Genomic DNA, 21197 nt, shown 5'->3' with positions numbered 1-21197 from the left:
GCACAAAACATTCGGCTGTAATTTTTTACACCTAATTAGACAATTTTAGTAATAAAATAAACCAAAACAAGAATAAAGGTTTTGAATTTAAATACATTGTATAGATTTGTAAAATATTTTTATATATAAATTCACAAAACAAACTCTTACAATATGTGCGCAATTACAGGACTTTTTAAAGCAACACAAACAACCGAAAAGGACAAACAATCCGTTATGAAAATGTCTCAAATTCTCAGACATCGGGGTCCTGACGCAAACGGTTTCTTTCAGGATGATCACATCATCCTTGCGCATGAAAGACTGGCCATCATGGATGTAGAATCCGGAGCTCAACCTCTATACAGCAAAGACTCGCGCTACGTCCTTGCGATCAATGGAGAAATCTACAACTACAAAGAACTTAAAGCAGAATTTCCAGACTACGAGTTTCAGACGCAAAGCGACTCCGAAGTGATTCTTGCGCTTTATCAGCGCTATGCGGCTAATTTCTTAGAAAAAATCAATGGCATTTTTGCTTTGGCCCTATACGACCGTGTCACAGGTGATTTTTTAATAGCAAGAGACCCCATGGGAATCTGCCCACTCTACAGCGCAACTGATGAAAAAGGGACTCTTTACATTGCATCCGAACTCAAAGCGCTCGAGAACAAAGGCCTTGAAATTAAAAATTTTTTACCAGGACATTATCTATACAGTGCCGAAGGCATGGAGCCTAAGGAGTGGTATCGTCCTACGTGGAAAATTTTCTCCCAATTGCCACAACGAAAATCTTCTTTGCAAGACATAGCCCATGGGCTTGACAAAGCGGTTGAACGACAGCTCATGAGTGAAGTACCCTTTGGTGTGCTCCTTTCAGGAGGACTGGATTCCTCTCTAATTGCAGCACTCGCTGCAAAACACGAGCGAATTAGAACCGGCAAAAAGGAAAGCCAAATTCATAGCTTTGCAGTTGGATTAAAAGGATCTCCAGATTTAATAGCCGCGCAAAAAGTGGCCGATCACATTCACACGATTCATCATGAAATTCATTTTACTCTTGAAGAGGGATTACAGGCAATTCCGGAAGTAATCTACCACTTAGAAACGTATGACGTGACCACCATTAGAGCTTCTACTCCCATGTTCCTACTCGCCCGAGAGATCAACAAACTAGGCATCAAAATGGTTCTTTCAGGAGAAGGGTCTGACGAATTGTTTGGCGGTTACTTGTATTTTCACAAAGCTCCCAGTCCCCAGGCCTTTCATGAGGAAACGGTCTCTAAACTTGAAGGTCTTCATCAGTACGACTGCCTACGAGCAAACAAATCACTAATGGCCTTCAGCATAGAAGGTCGCACCCCCTTCCTAGACAAAGAATTTATTGACATTGCCATGGAAGTGGATCCTCAGGAAAAAATGATTTCTCTTTCCGAAGGTAAAATTGAAAAATACATCCTAAGAAAGGCGTTTGAAGGACTACTTCCTAACGAGGTTTTATGGCGACAAAAAGAACAGTTTAGTGACGGCGTGGGATACGCTTGGATCGACACTCTAAAGCAAGTGGCTCAAAATGAAATTACGGACGAAATGATGGAATTCGCAGAGGAAAGATATCCAATCCAACCCCCAAAAAGCAAAGAGGAATACCGCTATCGCGCATTTTTTGAAGCCCATTTCCCAAGTGAATCTGCGGCCAAAACAGTCCCTTCTGCAGCTTCGGTTGCTTGTTCTACGCCGGCAGCTTTAGAATGGGATGAATCTTTCAAAAACGCAAACGATCCAAGTGGTCGTAGCGTAAGTGTCCACTTGGTTAGCTATTAAAGATAGACTTTGCTATTTTTAATTTGTAGCTCCTTTTCTTTTTCTAGCTGTTTAATCGTACGAATTACAGTTTCTACACTTAGCCCCGTAAGCGAAGCCAATTGTTGCCGTGTATAATTTACTTTAAAACAGAAGGGCTCCTGCTCGTCGCTAAAACTTTTAAAATAAAACAAGAGAGCTAAGAGCTTGCTTGAAGGACTTCGAAGGGCATTGTTTTGTAGCATGACCTGCTTAAAATAAAGCCTTTCGGCCATCCGTTGACTTAATTTCATCCAGATTTCGGGTTTTTTCGCAAGAATTTCGAAAAAAGAATCTTTAGGAACTTTTAAGACCAGAGACTCTTCTAAAACTTCTGCATTCATAGGGTAAGCATGCGCAGTAAAGAGGATAGACTCCCCAAAACAATCGCCGGCATGCACAATATTTTGTAAAAACTCCGTGCCTTCCTCATTGTAATTGTTCAGTTTTACTTTACCTTCTTGAAGTTGATAGAAGAAATGCGCGTACTGCCCTTCTGAAAAGATAAGATCACCAGGATTATATCGTTTTACTTGAGCGCCGCATTGTGGAAATAAAGAATCAGGAATAATCATCTGTAGGAGCTTAATGGTAAGCCTAAATTACATATTTTATTCCTAGTTGCAATGCAGAATGAGAAGGAAAAAGTGATTTCCTTTACCTGTAAGAATAAGCAGAAAATCGAGCCCCCTTCTTTCAACCCATAAAATAAGAAATATTTCGCAATTATTTCATGATTTCAAACATATTATTTGAGTGGGCCTCATCGTAAATTTGACTTCAAATTATGATTGCATGGATCTATTCACTTCGAGTACAGGACTTCAAATCACCTTGTTTCTGATTCTACTCCCTATTCTTTTCGCCTTAATACTGATGTTAATCCGGGTTAGCGGTATGATCACAAACCTTAAAAGGCGGAATGAACTTAAAAAAATTAAATCCAAAATTAAATCCTTTGGTCCCAAAGACATTGAGCAACTTGAGCAGAGAAAAAAAGAACTCGAATTCAAATTGCAAGGAAATGAACTTTCTCCAATTAGAGAAGTGAAAGACGAACGAGGCCTGATCAATGAAAGTCAGGAAGTGGAGGACGTTCGGTTCCTACAAACCAAACGAAAAGAAAAATTAATCATTTCAATCCCGAAGGAGGAAAAAACGATGATTTTATGGTACTTAAGTTGTGCAATCACATGGCTTATCATTGGTACCACTGTAGGAATGTACCTGGGAATCAAATTTGTGGCCCCAGACGCAGACCATGTAAGTTGGTTAAGTTTTGGGCGCTTGCGACCCGTACACACGAATATGGTATTTTGGGGATGGTCATCCATTGCCATGATTGGACTTTCCTATTTCGTCGTACCTCGCGTGGGCAACACGCGAATCTATAACTTAAAGCTAGGCTACGGGACTTTAATCCTCTTGAACTCAGCGGTTTTATTTGGATCCCTTTTCCTAATGGCTGGAATAAACAATAGCGGAGGTGAATACAGAGAATACGTTTGGCCTATTATGCTTCTTTTTGCTGTTGGAGTTTTACTTTCGCTGTACAATCATTACAAAACGGTTGCAAGCCGAAAAACGGTTGAAATCTATTTGTCCAATTGGTATATAATCTCCGCCATGATGTTTGTGGTTACGATCCTGCTTGTAGCTTACTTGCCTTTCTGGCAAAACGGTCTAGGAGAAACCATTGTTCAGGGATATTATATGCATCAAGGAGTTGGAATGTGGTTCATGTTTTTCAACCTAGGTTTAATGTACTATTTCTTACCCCAGGAGCTAAACAGTCCCATCTATTCCTATAGCTTAGGTATATTGGCCTTTTGGACTCAAATTTTATTTTACACCCTAATCGGGACTCACCACTTTATCTTTAGCGCAATTCCATGGTGGCTACAAACAGTGGCCATTGTCGCAAGCGTCGGGATGGTCATACCCGTGTTGGCCGGAAGTATCAACTTCTTCTTTACTATCCGTGGATCCTGGCACCGAATTCGGTATAGTTATGTTTTACCTTTTTACCTTGTCTCGATTATCTTTTATTTCTCTGGATCCCTCCAGGGAACAGCAGAAGCATTTAGAGAAACCAATTTAATGTGGCATTTTACCGACTTTACAGTCGCTCACTCCCATTTGACCATGTATGGAATCATCACCTTTATGTTATGGTCCTTCTCTTACACGCTCGTACCTAGAATGACCACCTACGAACCTCCTAGTTTAACTGTAGGTCTGCATTTTTGGATGGCTCTAATTGGTTTACTCCTCTATACGGTATCGCTCATGATTGGATCTACAACAAGAGGACTCATGTGGATTGACAAAGCCCCATTCCTTGATTCGGTCGTTCATATGATGCCTTATTGGTTATGGCGGGCCATTGGAGGAACCATGATGTGGATTTCGCATCTCTTATTTGCATACAATTTCTACCGTATGATTAAACCTAAAAAAGAAGTGGTTCTTCCCGAATCTCCTCAAGAAGTATTAGATATTATTCAATCCAATAAAAGCGCTCTCTAATGGAATTTTACAATAATCATAAAAAACTATTTACGGCGGCCATTTTATTTTTCTTTGGACTCACACTCTTTGTCTGTTTACTTCCTGCCTTAGACAACCAAAGAACCTATAAACCGCTCACAACCTCAAAAGCAATGACGGAGGCAGAATCACGGGGAAAAGCAGTCTATATTAGCGAAGGATGTGTGGCTTGTCACACGCAGCAAGTTCGTAATGTGGATATGGATCAACCCTTTGGCTCCCGTCCAAGTATTGCGGCGGATTACGCTCGGAACAAACGACTAAATTTCTTCCAAAATACGGCAACCTTAATGGGTACGGAACGTACAGGACCGGACCTCACCAACATTGGACAAAGACAACCAAGTGAAGATTGGCAGTATGCCCACCTTTACAACCCTAGATCTGTTGTACCCCAATCCGTCATGCCTGCCTACCCCTGGCTATTTGAGTACAAGGAATATTTAGGACCCAACGACAAAGAAGTCAACATTCCAGAGGAATTTAGAAAATCAAATCACAAATTAGTAGCAAAACACGATGCCAGAGACCTCGTCGCTTATCTGCTTTATCTAAAACAATCGGATTTACCTGTTACTATTCCTGCTAAAGAATTCTTATATAAAAAAGAAGAAAAAGCACAGGCTTCCGGCGGCGGCGCAGGGGACGATCTCCCAGACGGTGATGCTCTGTACTCCACGCATTGCGCGAGTTGCCACCAAGCTAATGGAGAAGGCATCCCCGGAGCCTTCCCTCCTTTGAAGGGGGATCCCGTGGTGACTGGCGATGATTTGGAACTTTATGTGACGATCATCATGAAGGGCTACAATGGGCTTGCGCCTGCATATGCAGAGATGCCCGCTGTAGGAACTAACGCGGGGCTTAAAGCAAATGAAATTGCTGCCATTATCAACCACGAACGTGCAAGTTGGGGAAATAACAGTACCAAAGTGACCAAAGAAGAAGTTCAAACCATCTTAGACAAAATAAAGTAATATGAAACGATTAATATATAGTCTCCTATTTACCTTGCTCGCTCCTGTAATGGCGCTCGCATGTGAAGCTTGCGATTTACAACAACCTGCCATCACCAAAAACTTAACTCACGGTAGTGGACCGCAAGGTACAATGGATTGGATAATTGTGGCGGTTATTTCACTTATCACACTTGCTACTTTATTCTATTCTGCGAAATACCTGATAGTACCTGGAGAGAAAAGCTCTTCTCATATTAAAAAAAATGTCTTAAACTACTAAGATGGATACAAACAACTCCCATAACGCGAAGGTGTTCCTCTATGTGGACGACAATCCACATCCGGTGGCAGAATTGCAAACGCCTATTGTTTTCAATTTAGACACCACCAAACTTACCGATGGAGAGCACCAACTAAAAATCATCAGTCAATTTGCGACTAGCGAGGGAATCAAAACCATTCCCTTTACTGTTCGAAATGGTCCAATCATTAATATTGAGGGACTTAAGAAAAACGAAACGGTTAATGGTGTTATCCCGCTAATGATTAACGCGTACGATACAGGAAAAAAACAAAGTTTTATAATTAAAGGAAGTGAAAATCCCAGAGTGATTCCGGTTTGGCTTTGGGTAGTTATTCTGCTATTTGGTGCTTGGGCAATTTATTACCTCATTGCGAACTTCAGCATTTAGATTTCGCAATCTAAAAAGCAGATAAATATTTTATGTAGAGCAGAGTTAAATTGATGTGGTAATTTTCTCGGACGATTTGATAACTAATTGTTTTTGGATAATCTCATTCGACTGTGTTCGGCATGAACTTCTTTTTTGAATTCTTCAAGCCAATTGTATCCAAATTTCTTTTTTAGATTTTTTTCCGCTTCAAAATTATTTTTTATCAATTTCCATTGATTTTCCTTAGTAATAGAGCATCCAATACTTTCCAATTTTATATTCCACTTGCCTGCAACAATAGATAGTGCTTCCCTCTCTTGGCTTAAATCGTTAAAGTCACTGTACATACCACTCCAACCAGCACCCGTTAATGTATAATTATTAGGATTATCAACTTCGCGGATAGTCATTAAGTATGCCAGCACAACCAAGACATAAATTATTTTCATACAATCACATTTGTAATTCAAACATAACACTTTAAAATCAAATTCTGTACGTATTTGGAACACAAAAAGGTGGCAGAAATTCTAAAGGAATACTTAAGCATAGTTCTACCGTCGAAAATTAATGAGGTTATTGAATTAATAAATTGTGTTAGAATATTGAATTATAATTAAGACTTGGAATATCAAAAAATTATTTATCAATAGAAAAAAATAAAAAGGAAGATTGTATATAAATAAAAAATCAGGAACTACCGTTCCTGATTATACAAACTGTCTGATTTACAGACTTTTTCTGCAGAGAGGAAGGGATTCGAACCCTCGATACAGTCACCCGCATACCAACTTTCCAGGTTGGCCTCTTCAGCCACTCGAGCACCTCTCTATTTTCAAGATGGCAAAAATACACTATTTATTTCAAAGAAGGAAATCTATACCCTGCTTTTTGAATCCAAACTTCCCTAGGAAATTTCCCCACACATGCTCGCTTTAAATAGAGTTGCAAAATCCTGATTGAACTTTGGATTGTCCATCAAATGCATTGCCTTTGTGATGGCCGCTTCTGAAGTCATGTCTTTTCCACTAATGGCACCTACTCTCGTAAAAACTGAACTATTCTCATATTTCCCGAAGGAAATGGCGCCGGAAACACATTGGCTTATGACCACAATTTCTGTTCCTTGGTCTCTAAGCTTTTGCAACACTTTCTCTGTATGTGCTGAATTCGAGATGGTTCCAGACCCATACACTTGCAATATTAGCACTCTCACTTTGGGAAGCTCACGCAGGTGAACCATGGACATACCCGGGAAAACACGCCAAAATAAAACATGGGGAGATAGGTGATAATCTACTTCAAATGGCACCTCTGGGCTCGAACGAAAAAGTGCCTCTTTTGCGAAATGAAGGTGCACCCCGCTTTGTCCTAAAATTGGGTAATTTGGACTTAAATAAGCATCAAAATATTCTGCAGAATGCTTTAGGGTTCTAGATCCACGCAAAAGTTTGTATTCAAAATAGATCGCTACCTCTTGAATGACGGCCTCGTCGTTTTCATAAAGACTTGCATAATTTAGTCCCGTTAAAAAGTTTTCTTTTGCATCGGTCCGAAGATCCCCTATGGGCAGTTGCGAACCTGTTAAAATAACAGGTTTCCGTAGTCCTTTTAACATAAAACTAAGCGCTGAGGAGGTGTAGGCCATGGTATCTGTTCCGTGCAATACGAGAAACCCATCGTACTGATCGTAATTATCCCCAATGTACTTTGCAATTCTTTGCCATTCGTCAGGTCCCATATCAGAAGAGTCCAGCGGCTTGTCAAAGGGCTGTACGCTAACCTCGCATTCAAGAAGCTGCATCTCTGGAATTTTTGAAAAAATATTCTCAAAATTAAAGGGCTTTAAACTCCCTGTACCGTAGTCTTTTTCCATCCCTATGGTACCTCCCGTATATATTAAAAGGACTTTACGTTTCATAAGCGTAAAAATACGTTAATTTGCATCGATTTGAAAATGAAATGGAAAAACTTCAACGCAGCTTCGACTATTTAAAAGAATTTCTAACCCCGGCCCGTTTAGAAAAAATAGAACATTATTCCAAAGAAAGTTCCGACTTTATTCTTCCCGTCGTGCAGGACGTTTACCAATTCCGGAATGCGGCCGCCATTGTACGAAGCGTCGAGGCCTGTGGATTCCATAAAATCGTAGCACTTGAAGAGCGTAATGAGTTTAATCCAAACCTGACCGTGACCAAAGGCGCAGAAACATGGGTCGAGGTCGAAAAAATGAAAGCAGACCTTAGCTCTCTTCAAGAAATCAAAGATCGTGGCTATGAGCTTGTGGCGGTTTCTCTTGAAAACAATGCAGTGGAGCTTCCCGATTTTGAAATCACAGCTCCTGTTGCGCTTTTGTTTGGTACCGAACTAAAAGGGGTTTCTAAAGAAGCTCTTGCTCTGAGCGATCGGACACTCTCTATTCCCATGTTCGGGTTTACAAAAAGCTATAATGTTTCGGTTGCAGCTGGCATATGCCTTTATGAATTGAAGCAAAAATTACTTCGCTCCAACCTTCCCACCACGCTTTCACAGGAAAAACAGCTAGAGTTAAAAATCCGGTGGGCAATCAATACAATTCCCAGTGGCAAGGAAATTTACCAGCAGTATCTAAAGAAGTACTCCTAAGGTCCACTCCGATTTAGAAAAATTTACTATAGTTCCAAGCGGCAAGAAAAACACCTGCAGTCTCGGTCCTAAGACGCTGTGGCCCTAAGGAAACCGCCCTAACTCCTTTTTGAATTAAGTTCTCAATTTCATTTGGACTAAAATCTCCTTCCGGACCGATTAAAAAGGTTTGACTTTCCTCTACAGGTAGCTCCTTTAATTCCAAACGACTAAAACTAGGATCACAATGGGCAACGTAAGTTGAACTTGGATCGCACGTCGAAATGAATTCAGACAATGTTGTGAGTGGATTAAGCTTTGGGAAATGAAAACGCAGCGATTGTTTCGAGGCCGCAATTGACTGCTTTACTAACCGTTCAAAATTAAGATTCCTTCTTTCCGTTTTCTCCGTGGAAAGAAAGGTAATCTCACTTATACCAAGTTCAGTTGCCTTCTCCGTGAAAAATTCAATTCGGTCTATGTTCTTTGTAGGAGCGATTGCCAGATGAATTTTGAGCGGGAAATTCGAAAGTTCTGTTCTTATTTCTAAAACGTCAATTCTCACCTTTTTACCTTCGAATAAAACCAATCCCTTGGCTAAATTCCCGTTTCCGTCGGTGACAAATACTTCCTCACCTTGTTTGATACGAAGAACTTTCACAAGGTGTTGCTGTTCCTCAGGATAAATTTCTACTTGCGGTAGAACTTGGCCATAAAATAATCTCATAGTTGAATTCTGCGGGCTTACCTTTTGTAATTATTCAAAATCTTGTTCTATATCGTATCTCGCACTTGCACTGATATCGAGTGGCGAGAATTCACCTAAATCGTATTTAAGTTTGGCCACCATGGCAATCATTGCTGCATTGTCCGTGGTGTACTCAAATTTAGGAATGTAAACATTCCAACCTTTTTGTTCCCCAGTGGTAAGCATTGCACTTCGAAGAGCGGAATTGGCAGAAACGCCTCCCGCAATTGCAATTTCATTGATTCCAAAATCAAAAGCTGCTTTTTCAAGCTTCGTCATGAGGGTATCTACAATGGTTTTTTGAACACTAGCGCACAAATCATTTAAATGCTGCGTCGTAAAATCTGGATTTAGCTTACGCTGCTTTTGAACAAAATACAAAACAGAAGTTTTAATCCCACTAAAGGAATAATCGTAGCCAGGCACTTTGGGTTTGCTAAATTCAAAAGCATTCTCATTTCCAGACTTCGCTAACCTATCGACAATAGGCCCTGCAGGATAATCTAAATCCAACAATTTGCCAATTTTATCAAAAGCTTCTCCCGCGGCATCGTCAATGGATTTTCCTAAAATTTCCATTTTGAAATAATCTTTCACGAGGACAATCATCGTATGCCCTCCACTTACGGTAAGACATAAAAAAGGAAATTTAGGAGGCACACTATTTGCATCTTCGATAAAATGGGCAAGGATATGTGCCTGCAGGTGGTTTACCTCGATAAGTGGAACCCTCAAACTCATGGCCAAAGATTTAGCAAAAGACGTTCCTACCAGTAGAGATCCAAGTAGTCCAGGCCCTCGTGTAAATCCGATGGCTGAAATTGCATTTTGTTGTATATTTGCTTCAAGCAGTGATTTTTGAACCGTGGGGATTATATTTTGTTGATGGGCACGCGAAGCGAGCTCGGGAACCACTCCACCGTATTCGTTGTGAATTGCTTGAGTGGCCGCAATGTTAGAAAGTATTTTATTACCCTTAATCACCGCTGCAGACGTGTCGTCACAGGAGGATTCGATACCCAAAATTATAGTTGATTCGCTCATTATATGGCAAATTTAGAGAATAAAAACGAGAACGAAAATTTCGAAAACAAAAACAAATCCTTACCTGAAAAAGTAGGCGATGCGGCCAAGGATGCTGTGAAAGATGTGAGTGACCTTGCAAAAGACGTGGTGGAAAACCCCGCCGAAGTAGTCGGCGAATTTGCGGAGCAAGCTGCAAAAGACGTCACAGACTATAAATGGTGGGCTAAACTTCTATTGTACGTATTTTGGATTGGACTTGGCCTCGCAGCATTGCTGCTCATTGCCATCAATTTGAATGTGACCAAACAATGGGCGGCAAACCAGGCACTTAAAGTTCTCAATCAAGATTTCAAAGCCAAGATGACCACGCAAAGCATTGAGGTAGACTATTTTGGCGATGTCACTATACGAGGATTGCGAATCGAGGACACGAGAGGTCTCGAATTTATAAAGGTGCGCGAGTTTCGAGCCAACTCCAATTGGATTGCACTTGTTACAAACGTAGGAAAAAACAATGCCCTTAGCTTCAATTCCCTTCAACTCACCAACGCGGATATTAAAATCATAACCTACAAAGGCGATAGCATCTCTAACTTCATTAAATACGTTGGGAATTTTGACTCAGGCAAACCCTCTGACCCTCTAAAGCCACCCTTTCAATTAGACTCACGAGTAGAGCTTGTCAATTCCAAAGTATCCATTGTCAACCAAAACAAACCGGGGGAAGAAGGGACTTGGCTCCGAGCCACCCAATTAAATTTAACGGCTCCTAAAGTGAAAGTCAACGGACCGAACGTATCAGCGCAGGTTAATAACCTTAATTTCTACACGACCCGCTATGGGAAGACGCATTACATAGATACCTTTTCCACCCAAATTGCACTTACAAACGATTTTCTTTCCCTTACTGACTTGACCTTTAATACAGACCATAGTTTACTGCAAGGTGACATTAAACTCAACCTAAATCAGGGCTCCTTTCAAGACTTTAGCACCAAAGTACGATGGGATGTGAACCTCAAACGAGGAAGTCAACTAAGTGGATATGATCTAAGTTACTTTATGACCCAGTGGGATAATTATAAACCCGTGAATATTTCGGGGAAAATGACGGGTCCTCTTAACAACTTCCATTTAGAAAACTTTATCATTGGAGACCGAGACGTTAGCATCGCTACCTCTACCATGCGCCTTAAAAATTTAATGCAAGGCTCCTTTGAAATTGAATCGAATGACCTTTCGACTGATTTCACTTATGTGGGCCTAAAGCAGATGCTTCCCACTTTTATCGCGAGCAAACTCAAAAACATTGCAGATGATTTTGGTCGTTTGCGCTACAAGGGAGCGGTAAGGGTGAGACCCGAACAGATCTTCATCCCAAATGGAAATCTAATCACAGGCATTGGACAAGCCAAATTACAGAATGTCTTTCTTGAAAATTACAGCACCGAGCTTCCCCGCTATCGAGGATATGCAGAGCTCAATGATTTGAATGCCGAGGCCATCACTAAGATGCCAGAAGTGGGTTTAATATCTGGAAAAATAAACTTCGTCGGTGAAAGCTTTGATCTCAATCGAATGGTCGTCGATGCCAAAGCGAATCTTTCAAGAATTGAAATCTTAGACAAAACCATTCATAACTTAGTCCTTGATGGGCAGCTCAACCGCAAAACCTACAATGGACTCATAAGGGTGGACGACCCTAATGCGAAAGCAAGTGTCAACGGGAAAATTGATTTCAAAACGAGTCGACTCCTAGCGGATGTAATTGCGCAAATTGATCATCTAAATTTAAATTACTTCACGGGCTCCAAAGGAAACCAGGTGATCAGCGGGAAGCTCGATGCAAAATTGGCATTGTCAAACCTCAACGATCTTGATCTTGCGGCCACGGCCGAGAACCTTCGATTCACGAATGCGGGCAAATCTTATTTTGTGCCAAATGCTAATGTCAAAGCTTACTTCACAGCAGGAAATCGGGTGGTGGAAGTTACCGCTCCAGGAGCCGTCAATGGCCGAATTGCAGGAGACTATCAGCTTGCCGATTTAGCGGGCATGATTGAAAACGGCCTACAAAAAATTCTTGTAGGACCTCCTCCTGGCAAACAGTACAAAGGGCAAAGTTTCAACTTAGAATTTGACGTAAAGCAAGGTCTTGTCAATTACTTTGCACCCAATTTACAACTCCCTACCGGAGCTACGGTTTCAGGATCCTACCAAGGAAACTCAAACGATTTGGTTCTCAATATTGAAGCCTCAAGCCTTAAGTACCTTCTAACGAATAAAGAGCAAATTGCTCAACTAGACCAGGTTTTAGACACGGCCAACCCAGCCCTTGCCCAAGCCGATACAGGTGAGCCAATTAAAAAAGACAGTGCAATGGTCGAGAATCTTGTGGTTCGCATCAACACTGCAAATTTAGAAGAGCAGCTTTTTGCAAACATCGACCGAGTTCTCTACAAAAATAACGTCATACGGGATTTCACTTTTACAGGAAGAAACGAAGACCAAAAAGTCCTTCATTTGTCGACCCATTTCCTTCACGGGTCTCCCGAAATGGAATTGGAGAATGACCTTAAATCGTATGTCATTAATCTAAACCAGTCCACTACAGACCAAGGGGATTACCTATTCAAATTTGAACCCACGGAAGTAAAAGTAAATACCGTGGCTTGGTCCATTGATACAAGTCCGGAACTCGACCATTCGATTGTATATGAAAAAGCGAGTGGAAACATCGCCATTCACAACCTCCGAGTCTATTCCGAACAGAGCTCACTTCTTATTTCGCAGGCTTTAATCAAGTCCGGTAAAGACTTCCAGATTCAAGGAAAACTCGACCAGTTCCAGCTCTCTAAGCTTTTGGAAATGCAGGCAAATGGAAATGATTTAAATATCAAAGGTCTTGCGAGTGGAACCTTTGACATCGTGATGAACCAAAGTGTTCTCGAACCTCTTGTCGATCTGCAGATTGACGACATTTTTATGAACGAACAGGACATGGGAAACATTACCTTGAATGCGAAAAAAAGTACTCAAGAAAATGTTTTCGATATTGAAGCAAAAGTCGTATCCGCAGGCATCATTGGAGACAACAACCTCCACCTAATAGGAACGGTGAACAACAACACGCCAACCCCTACACTCGATGTAAAAATGGATATGAAGGATTTTGATCTTGCCTTTGCTCAGCAGTTTGTAAAAGGAGTATTTGGTAATTTACGGGGAAATGCAACTGGAGTCCTAAGCATCTCAGGACCTATCAACGATATTGATTACAGTGGGGACATTGCCCTTAGTGACTTTGGACTTAAGCTGAATTTTATTGGGGTGGACTATTCCTTTGAAGACACCGTAATCCCTCTTTCCAAAGGTCAAGCGATTTTAAACGAAATCCAATTAAGAGACGGACGAAACAATTCAAGCGGTACCATCTCAGGGGTAATTCAGTTTGAGACCCTCTCTTCCATGGCGGTCAACCTCATTATGAGGGCGGACAATCTCATGGTCCTCAACACACAACAAAAAGACTTCGATCTCTTTTGGGGACGGGTATACGGGCAAGGGAATCTCTATGTATCAGGACCGGTCTCGGGGTTGAACATTGCTACCGATTTAAACGAACCGTTCCGTGCTTTAAACAATAGTGTTTTCACTTTTAATGCAGGATCCACCTCCGGTGTGGACGAATTCAAAATGCTTCGCTTCTTAAAAGAAGATGCCTCAGGAGCCATTGTTCTAGAAGAGAAAAAAAGAAGCGGAGCCAACATGACGCTTGATTTTAACATTGCCATTGACAAAGGAACCACAGTAAATGTGGACTTACCTGAAGACGTAGGAAACATAAGCGTTAGAGGAACAGCCAACCCTCTTCGATTCCGAATGTTCCCTAACGGAGCCATTTCGATGAACGGAACTTACCTTGTAGACAGTGGAACCTTTGTTTCTCAGGCCATTCTCGAGAGGACCTTCCAAATCGTAAAAGGCAGTAGCATGCGATGGGATGGCAATGCCATGACCCCAGCCTTAGACATCCAAGCAAATTACGTACGCGCTGTCACCAATACAGGGCAATACTTAGGCGTAAGTGCCTTGCCGCCTGTAAACGTCCTTCTTTCCGTTGGACTTCGAGGCACGTTAAACGATCCTCGAGTGGAACTAGGTCTTTCCGCGCCGGATCTATCCAGTCAGCTAAAAGAAACACTTGCTGGCAAAATGGGAAATGAGGACGAAAAGGTGATCCAATTCGGGAGTGTCCTTGTAATGAATTCCTTCAATGTGCAGAATGCTGCTGGATTCAACCTCGATGTGGGTAGCACACTTGAGAATTCCGGATACAACATGCTATTTAAACAGCTGGGTTCCGTTTTCAACACGATAAGTAACGAGGTCCAAGTCGACTTAAATTATTTGAAAGGGGATACCGGGTCCAACACAGGAGACCGAGCCAATGCAAGTGTAAGCTTTGCACTTTCTCCCCGTGTGACCGTAAAAACCGGTCTTGGAGTTCCGCTTTCCAAAGGATCTGAGGGTGCCGAATACAATTATTTGTCTGGAGAAGGTATTATTGAGTACGATTGGAGCAAAAAGAATGACGGTACACGACTTTTAAGAGCCTATTCGAAACCTTCAAACATTGGTCTCGTGGCAGGAAATGCAGGCGGCACTGGGGAAAACCAAACCTATGGAGTTGGTGTGGTTTACAGCAAAAGCTTTAATACCATCTTCAAAGGAAAAAAGAATAAACAAAAAAGAGACAGTCTGAAAGCTATAATAGATTCTGCAAAAATTAAGACAGCTGACTAATTATATTATGACAATTATCAGTTTGTTTGTTAAATATTGTTAATACTAAGTTCAAATTTTTACTTTTCGTTTTTTTTCGTAAATTTGCAAATATATACAATATCCTTAACAAAACAAGCCTTACTATAATGAACTATCAATTAGACGAAGTAGACAAAAAGATTCTAGATTTCCTTGTAGAGAACACTAGAATGCCTTTTACAGAAATCGCAAAACAAATGGACGTATCCGCAGGAACGATCCACGTGCGTGTAAAGAAGATGGAAGATGCAGGAATTATATTAGGATCTTCCCTTACCATCAATTATGCGAAATTAGATTATCATTTCACTGCATTTATTGGAATCCTTCTGAACAAGTCTAACAGAACACAAGACGTTCTGAAACAACTCTCTCTTATTCCAAATGTGGTGGAAGCGAGCGTAATTTCTGGAAAATACAATATTTTCTGCAAATTGAAAGCTAGAAACACGCAAGATGCGAAGCGTATCATCTATCAAATCGACGACATCCAAGATGTAATGAGAACAGAAAGTATGATTTCAATGGAAGAGTACATGAGTGACAAAAACCGTCTTATCAAAGCGATCTCCATTTAAGATCGATAGACAGTATCAACCTAAAAACTTATGATTCTATCATAAGTTTTTTTATTTTTACCAAATGGAAAAAAACTACTTCAAAGGCGAGAGTCCCGAAAAAGGAATGGGCCTGATTCTCTCTCTACTTGCCATGCTCTTTTTTGCTGTGTTTGGAATTGGAATTGACGTAGATCAGTATGTTCAAACCCTTGAGCACCACCTCACCATTCCGATCTGGTATTTTTACTTGATTTTTGCAGTCGATCTTTTGATTGTCCTTTCGGTCGTCTTAATTTACTTTTATCGAAAGTTAGGAGTTGTGTTGTTTCCATTTGCCACCTTGATGCACTTTGTTTTCCATTTGTATTACCTTGACACGTTTTTGTATTCCGATGTAACCTCTCTCTTTTTGTTTGTGGGCATCGGACTTTTAGCCATTGTGCCTAAGTGGCAATTTTTCAAATATTAACTATGTTCTCAAAAGCCTGCGAATACGCAATTAAAGCTTCTATTTATATCGCTCAACAAAACCTTAGTGAAAGCCGAGTCAATGTGAAAGAAATCGCCCATGCGATTGATGCGCCAGAGGCTTTTACAGCTAAAATCCTTCAACAATTGTGCAAAGCGGAAGTAATGCAGTCTGTCCGAGGAAAACAAGGCGGGTTCTATCTTTCTACAGAAAAGATGCAAGAAACCAGAATCTATGATATCATTACCATCATCGATGGAGATTCAATCTTTGTAACCTGCGGACTCGGACTTAAAGAATGCTCTTCTCAAAACCCTTGCCCTGTGCACAATGAATTTAGATTGGTTCGAGAACGTCTCATTGATATGGCCTGTAAATACACTCTAGCTGATCTTGCCGTACGAACCGAAGAAGGGCTCTTCCGACTTCGAATATAAATTTTTTAAATTAATTCGGATAGTTTTGTCCTGTTTAAAAAATTTGTCTATCTTTGTACTACAAAACAAAGCAATATGACAACTTTAGACCAAACCATCGGACAAATCGTCGCCCAAGACTACAGAGCAGCGGCGGTCTTTAAAAAATACGGAATTGATTTTTGCTGTAACGGCAACAGAACCTTAGAAGAGGCTACCGAACTTAAAGGCACTGACGTGAGTCAGGTCGTTAACGAACTGGAACATTTGGGATCTTCAAGCAGCGAATCGATTGATTATAAATCTTGGCCCTTAGATCTCCTTGCAGACTATGTGGAGAAAACCCACCATCGCTACATTACGGACAAAGCCCCTATCCTACTTCAATTCCTTAATAAGATTTGCAAAGTCCACGGAGGTAGACATCCGGAACTTTTTGAAGTTTTTGAGCTGTTTGAACAGTCTGCGAATGAACTTACATCCCATATGCAAAAAGAAGAGCAAATCCTCTTCCCTTTCATTCGCACTATGATGGATTCCCAAAGAAACCATGCGTCGCTTCAGGCCCCTTCTTTTGGTACGGTAGAAAACCCAGTCGAGATGATGATGCACGAACACGACATCGAAGGCGAACGCTTTAGAAAAATTGCAGAGTTAACTAACCATTATCAATTCCCAGAAGATGCTTGCAGCACGTACCAAGTTTCTTTTAGAATGCTAGAAGAATTTGAAGACGACCTACACAAACACATCCATATTGAAAACAACATTCTATTTCCAAAAGCTTTGGAATTAGAAAAAGCCCTACGAAACTAATAACCACGATTCCTATATTTAATTTGAATGAAAGCGCCCTTATTTTATAAGGGTGCTTTTTTATGTGGTTACAGAATAAAATCTGCAGAAAAAAAACCATCCCTTGCCTTTAGCATGGGATGGCTTTTCTATCTTTTTACGACCTGGAATTACCCTCTAGCGAGTACTCGCTTAACTGCGCTTTGTACCGCAGAGGAATCAATTCCATACTTTTTCATTAGTTCGCTTGGTGTTGCAGACTCTCCAAAGGAATCGTTTACTGCAACAAACTCTTGAGGAGTGGGGCGTCTTCTTGCAAGCATGCCTGCGACAGACTCTCCAAGTCCTCCTAAATAATTATGTTCTTCTGCTGTGACGATCTTTCCTGTTTTCCCCACCGAATTTAAAATAATCTCTTCGTCAAGAGGTTTGATGGTATGGATATTAATCACTTCGCAAGAAATTCCTTCCTTCTCTAATTCTTCTGCAGCAACCAAAGATTCCCACACAAGATGTCCTGTAGCGACGATGGTTACATCTGTCCCTTCTTGAAGAAGGATACCTTTTCCTATCTCAAAAGGAGTGTCTTCTGGCAAGAACACAGGCACGGCAGGGCGGCCAAAACGAAGATACACAGGACCCTCATACTCAGCAATCGCAAGAGTGGCTGCTTTGGTTTGGTTGTAATCACATGGATTAATCACGACCATACCCGGTAGCATCTTCATCATCCCTATGTCCTCTAAAACTTGGTGTGTGGCACCGTCTTCCCCTAAGGTTAGTCCCGCATGCGAAGCACATATCTTCACATTCTTTCCCGAATACGCCACGGACTGACGGATTTGGTCGTAAACTCTTGAGGTGGAAAAATTTGCAAAAGTACCTGTAAATGGAATTTTTCCATTGATGCTAAGTCCTGCAGCAACTCCAATCATATTGGCTTCGGCAATTCCTACCTGATAGAAACGTTCTGGGGCTTTCTCAATAAATTTCTCCATTTTCAAAGAACCAATAAGGTCGGCGCATAAAGCCACGACGTTTGGATTTTCGTCCGCTAATTGTGCGAGTCCTGCACCAAAACCACTTCTTGTATCTTTTTTCTCTGTATATGTATATTTCATTACTCTTCTACTTTGCTATTAATAATCACTTGGTGCCTCTAGATACAACTGCTTAAGTCCTAAATCCAACTGCTCGTCGTTTGGAGCCTTGCCGTGCCAAGAATGTGAACCCATCATGTAGTCGATTCCTTGCCCCATTTCAGTGTGCAAGATAATAACCACAGGTTTTCCATTTCCGGTTAAGGATTTTGCCTTTTCTAGTATCGCCATCACACTTTCGAGATCATTTCCATTTTTCTCTTCAAGTACTTCCCAATTAAAGGCCGTAAGTTTCGCATGAAGATCACCTAAACTCATTACATCGTCTACATCGCCGTCAATTTGACGGTTGTTATAATCAATGGTAGAAATTAAATTGTCAATTTTATGGTGAGCCGCAAACATGAGAGCTTCCCAGATTTGACCTTCTTGCAATTCTCCATCCCCATGAAGGGTATAAACCAAACTCTTATCTCCGTCCAATTTTTTAGCAAGTGCGGCACCTGCAGCCACTGAGAGACCTTGCCCTAGAGAACCTGACGCTACACGAACCCCTGGAAGTCCTTCATGCGTGGTAGGATGTCCCTGAAGTCTAGAGTTTAACTTTCTAAACGTGCGAAGTTCATCGACTGGAAAGAATCCGAATCTGGCAAGCGTCGAATAAAAGACGGGGGAAATGTGTCCATTGGACAAGAAGAATAAATCTTCGTTTTTTCCTTCCATTTGGAAAGGCAGTTCGTACTTTAATACTTTACCATAAAGGGCTGTAAAATACTCCACGCAGCCAAGGCTTCCTCCGGGGTGCCCAGAATTAACTGCATGAACCATTCTCACAATATCCCTTCTGATTTGTGTGGTTAGAGACTTTAACTCTTCAATACTTTTACTCATTACTTTAGATTTACTTGCATGCGAATTTACGTCTTTTTCATGGATTTCAAAAACGGGTTTGCACGTAGAATCTCTCTTCCATCTGGAGAGTATTATCGTAGGGGAAATTTAAAGCAAGGCGGGTCTTCTTCTATCAGAACTAAGCCAAAGGCCAATAAAGGTGAGAAGCCCGTTGATGACAATAAGTTCAACTCCAATTTGATAGGAGGAAAAATGAGTCACAAGGTAGTTAATTGCGTAGGTTAGCATGGGAGCAATTAAAGTAACCACAAGGATTCTTCCTTTTTTGTTAATCGATAATTTAGTGAAAATCCCAAAAGCAAAGAGTCCGAGTAGAGGACCGTAGGTGTAGCCTGCAACCTCCATAATTAAATAGACGATTGATTTATCGTTGATGGCTTTGAACGCCATTATGAGAAGGAAAAATACCACGGTAAAAACAAGATGAATACGAATTCTCAAATTCTTCTTCTGTTTCTCGCTCATGGCATTGTTCTCATCGAGTCGGAGTAGATCCACACAATAGGAACTGGTCACGGCCGTGAGTGCTCCATCCGCAGAGGGAAAAAGTGCAGACACCAAGCCGATGATAAACACGACCGAAATCACAAGTGGAAAGTAGCCGTTAAGGGAAAGTGCAGGAAACAAATCGTCTCCCATTATATTGGTAATCGAACCGTTTGCGTCTGGAAAACCAAATACATTCACTAGACTCTGTTTCCCTTCAATTACTTGGGTGATCTGCTGATATACGGCTCCATTTTCCATTGCGAACAAATAAAGGAGTCCCCCTAAGAAAAGAAAGGCTAGATTTACAAATAGCAGGGTTCCTGCAAAAGTGAGCATGTTCTTTTTGGAATTATGCAAATTGTCTACAGAAATGTTTTTCTGCATCATTTCCTGATCAAGCCCCGTCATCGCAATGGTAATAAACATACCCCCTACGACCGTTTTAAGAAAATATGTTTTCGAGTTCACATCCGTATTAATCAAATGTGTGAACTGTTGATCCGCTAACTGCGTGTAAGCCTGTGTGGCAGTTAAATCTAGTGAGGAAAGAATAAAGACAATGCAAGCAATTAAACTTACAATCATAAAGGTAGTCTGAAGTGTATCTGTAATCACAATGGTCTTCACTCCACCCTCAAAGGTGTACAATAAAACCATGAGTAGGATCACGGCCGAAGTCACCCAAAAAGGAACCCCTAATGGGGAGAGTAGAAAAATTTGCAGCACATTCACAACCAAATAAAGCCTTGCTGTGGCTCCAATAGATCGTGATACGATGAAAAATATTGATCCAATCTTGTGCGCTTCCACATTAAACCTTCGTCCCAAATACGTGTAAATGGAAGTTAGGTTCATCTTATAATAAAGGGGAAGCAGAATAAAAGCGACAATGAAATAGCCAATGAAAAAACCAATGACCATCATATAGTATTCAAAGCCACCGAACGCATAATCTCCAGAGGTCATCTTTCCAACCGTTCCGGGAACGGAGATAAAAGTAACGCCACTGAGCGACGTGCCTATCATTCCAAAGGCCACCAGCCACCACTTGCTTTTTCTATTTCCTATGAAAAACGATTGGTTGTCTGAATTTCTACTGGTGAAATACGCGATCACCAGAAGACCAATAAAATAGGCAAAAACAAAACTCAGTAGAACGATACTTGGATTCATGCAATTGAAATTAGAGAAGCAAATATAGTTTTTTTAGCCACTTCTAAAGCACACTCACAAAAGAATATCCCTTAAAG

General features: G+C 41.0%; 19 protein-coding genes and 1 tRNA gene. 11 read left to right on the top strand and 9 right to left on the bottom strand.

The features are described from left to right. Positions 1 to 153 precede the first annotated feature (153 nt). Positions 154 to 1803, top strand: a complete 1650-nt coding sequence (gene asnB / locus ACX3PU_RS08585) for an asparagine synthase B (RefSeq protein WP_459084602.1) — start codon at positions 154 to 156, stop codon at positions 1801 to 1803. On the opposite strand, the gene ACX3PU_RS08580 is transcribed toward asnB, so the two are convergent. Beyond that, a complete protein-coding gene (locus ACX3PU_RS08580; RefSeq protein WP_459084601.1) occupies positions 1800 to 2396 on the bottom strand; it encodes a Crp/Fnr family transcriptional regulator in 597 nt (198 codons plus the stop codon). The genes asnB and ACX3PU_RS08580 overlap by 4 nt on opposite strands. Before the next feature lie 220 nt (positions 2397 to 2616). Here ACX3PU_RS08580 and ACX3PU_RS08575 point away from each other — a divergent pair, with 220 nt between their 5' ends. From ACX3PU_RS08575 to ACX3PU_RS08560, 4 genes are read left to right on the top strand one after another with little or no spacing between them, the layout of a single operon-like run. Further along, positions 2617 to 4350: a cbb3-type cytochrome c oxidase subunit I gene (locus ACX3PU_RS08575; protein ID WP_459084600.1), complete on the top strand. Its 1734-nt coding sequence runs from the start codon at positions 2617 to 2619 to the stop codon at positions 4348 to 4350. Then, complete coding sequence (locus ACX3PU_RS08570) at positions 4350 to 5345, top strand: cbb3-type cytochrome c oxidase subunit II (protein WP_459084599.1); 996 nt, start codon at positions 4350 to 4352, stop codon at positions 5343 to 5345. The genes ACX3PU_RS08575 and ACX3PU_RS08570 overlap by 1 nt, the downstream gene beginning before the upstream one ends. A 1-nt stretch (position 5346) precedes the next feature. Further along, entirely contained in the window at positions 5347 to 5607 is a 261-nt protein-coding gene (locus ACX3PU_RS08565) for a hypothetical protein (RefSeq protein ID WP_459084598.1), read from the top strand. A 1-nt stretch (position 5608) separates the two neighbouring features. Beyond that, on the top strand, positions 5609 to 6019 hold the full coding sequence (locus tag ACX3PU_RS08560) for a cytochrome C (RefSeq protein WP_459084597.1): 411 nt from the start codon (positions 5609 to 5611) through the stop codon (positions 6017 to 6019). Between the two features lie 83 nt (positions 6020 to 6102). On the opposite strand, the gene ACX3PU_RS08555 is transcribed toward ACX3PU_RS08560, so the two are convergent. From ACX3PU_RS08555 to ACX3PU_RS08545, 3 genes are all read right to left on the bottom strand, one after another. Beyond that, positions 6103 to 6450 carry an FEKKY domain-containing protein gene (locus tag ACX3PU_RS08555; protein WP_459084596.1) on the bottom strand — a complete coding sequence of 116 codons (348 nt, stop codon included), beginning with the start codon at positions 6448 to 6450 and terminating at the stop codon, positions 6103 to 6105. Between the two features lie 295 nt (positions 6451 to 6745). Beyond that, positions 6746 to 6832: transfer RNA gene (locus ACX3PU_RS08550), tRNA-Ser, on the bottom strand. Between the two features lie 76 nt (positions 6833 to 6908). Beyond that, entirely contained in the window at positions 6909 to 7922 is a 1014-nt protein-coding gene (locus tag ACX3PU_RS08545; protein ID WP_459084595.1) for an asparaginase, read from the bottom strand. Positions 7923 to 7963: 41 nt separating this feature from the next. Between ACX3PU_RS08545 and ACX3PU_RS08540 the strand changes: the two genes are divergently transcribed. Continuing rightward, positions 7964 to 8626: a TrmH family RNA methyltransferase gene (locus tag ACX3PU_RS08540; RefSeq protein WP_459084594.1), complete on the top strand. Its 663-nt coding sequence runs from the start codon at positions 7964 to 7966 to the stop codon at positions 8624 to 8626. 13 nt (positions 8627 to 8639) lie between these two features. On the opposite strand, the gene ACX3PU_RS08535 is transcribed toward ACX3PU_RS08540, so the two are convergent. Together ACX3PU_RS08535 and tsaD are read right to left on the bottom strand one after the other, a co-directional pair. Next, positions 8640 to 9332 (bottom strand): RsmE family RNA methyltransferase, encoded by a 693-nt coding sequence (locus ACX3PU_RS08535; RefSeq protein ID WP_459084593.1) that lies wholly within the window; start codon positions 9330 to 9332, stop codon positions 8640 to 8642. Positions 9333 to 9362: 30 nt separating this feature from the next. Next, positions 9363 to 10397 (bottom strand): tRNA (adenosine(37)-N6)-threonylcarbamoyltransferase complex transferase subunit TsaD, encoded by a 1035-nt coding sequence (gene tsaD / locus ACX3PU_RS08530; protein ID WP_459084592.1) that lies wholly within the window; start codon positions 10395 to 10397, stop codon positions 9363 to 9365. Between the two features lie 3 nt (positions 10398 to 10400). Between tsaD and ACX3PU_RS08525 the strand changes: the two genes are divergently transcribed. The 5 genes from ACX3PU_RS08525 to ric all read left to right on the top strand — a co-directional run bounded on the left by ACX3PU_RS08525 (position 10401) and on the right by ric (position 17467). Beyond that, entirely contained in the window at positions 10401 to 15185 is a 4785-nt protein-coding gene (locus ACX3PU_RS08525) for a translocation/assembly module TamB domain-containing protein (RefSeq protein WP_459084591.1), read from the top strand. 128 nt (positions 15186 to 15313) lie between these two features. Next, positions 15314 to 15784 (top strand): AsnC family transcriptional regulator, encoded by a 471-nt coding sequence (locus tag ACX3PU_RS08520; RefSeq protein ID WP_459084590.1) that lies wholly within the window; start codon positions 15314 to 15316, stop codon positions 15782 to 15784. Positions 15785 to 15848: 64 nt separating this feature from the next. After that, positions 15849 to 16235 carry a hypothetical protein gene (locus tag ACX3PU_RS08515; protein ID WP_459084589.1) on the top strand — a complete coding sequence of 129 codons (387 nt, stop codon included), beginning with the start codon at positions 15849 to 15851 and terminating at the stop codon, positions 16233 to 16235. A 2-nt stretch (positions 16236 to 16237) separates the two neighbouring features. After that, the gene (locus tag ACX3PU_RS08510; RefSeq protein WP_459084588.1) at positions 16238 to 16672 is read left to right on the top strand and encodes an RrF2 family transcriptional regulator; all 435 of its coding nucleotides are present in this window, start codon (positions 16238 to 16240) and stop codon (positions 16670 to 16672) included. A 75-nt stretch (positions 16673 to 16747) separates the two neighbouring features. Continuing rightward, positions 16748 to 17467: an iron-sulfur cluster repair di-iron protein gene (gene ric, locus ACX3PU_RS08505; protein ID WP_459084587.1), complete on the top strand. Its 720-nt coding sequence runs from the start codon at positions 16748 to 16750 to the stop codon at positions 17465 to 17467. Positions 17468 to 17616: 149 nt separating this feature from the next. On the opposite strand, the gene ACX3PU_RS08500 is transcribed toward ric, so the two are convergent. The 3 genes from ACX3PU_RS08500 to ACX3PU_RS08490 form a co-directional block, all read right to left on the bottom strand. Next, complete coding sequence (locus ACX3PU_RS08500) at positions 17617 to 18567, bottom strand: transketolase family protein (RefSeq protein WP_459084586.1); 951 nt, start codon at positions 18565 to 18567, stop codon at positions 17617 to 17619. A gap of 18 nt (positions 18568 to 18585) precedes the next feature. Continuing rightward, on the bottom strand, positions 18586 to 19437 hold the full coding sequence (locus ACX3PU_RS08495) for a transketolase (RefSeq protein WP_459084585.1): 852 nt from the start codon (positions 19435 to 19437) through the stop codon (positions 18586 to 18588). 108 nt (positions 19438 to 19545) lie between these two features. Beyond that, positions 19546 to 21120 (bottom strand): sodium:solute symporter, encoded by a 1575-nt coding sequence (locus ACX3PU_RS08490; RefSeq protein ID WP_459084584.1) that lies wholly within the window; start codon positions 21118 to 21120, stop codon positions 19546 to 19548. Positions 21121 to 21197: the final 77 nt, after the last annotated feature.

This window comes from Chryseobacterium sp. A301 (assembly GCF_054489425.1).
Note: the sequence above shows the minus strand (reverse complement) of the source record. Positions and strands in the feature narration are given on the sequence as shown.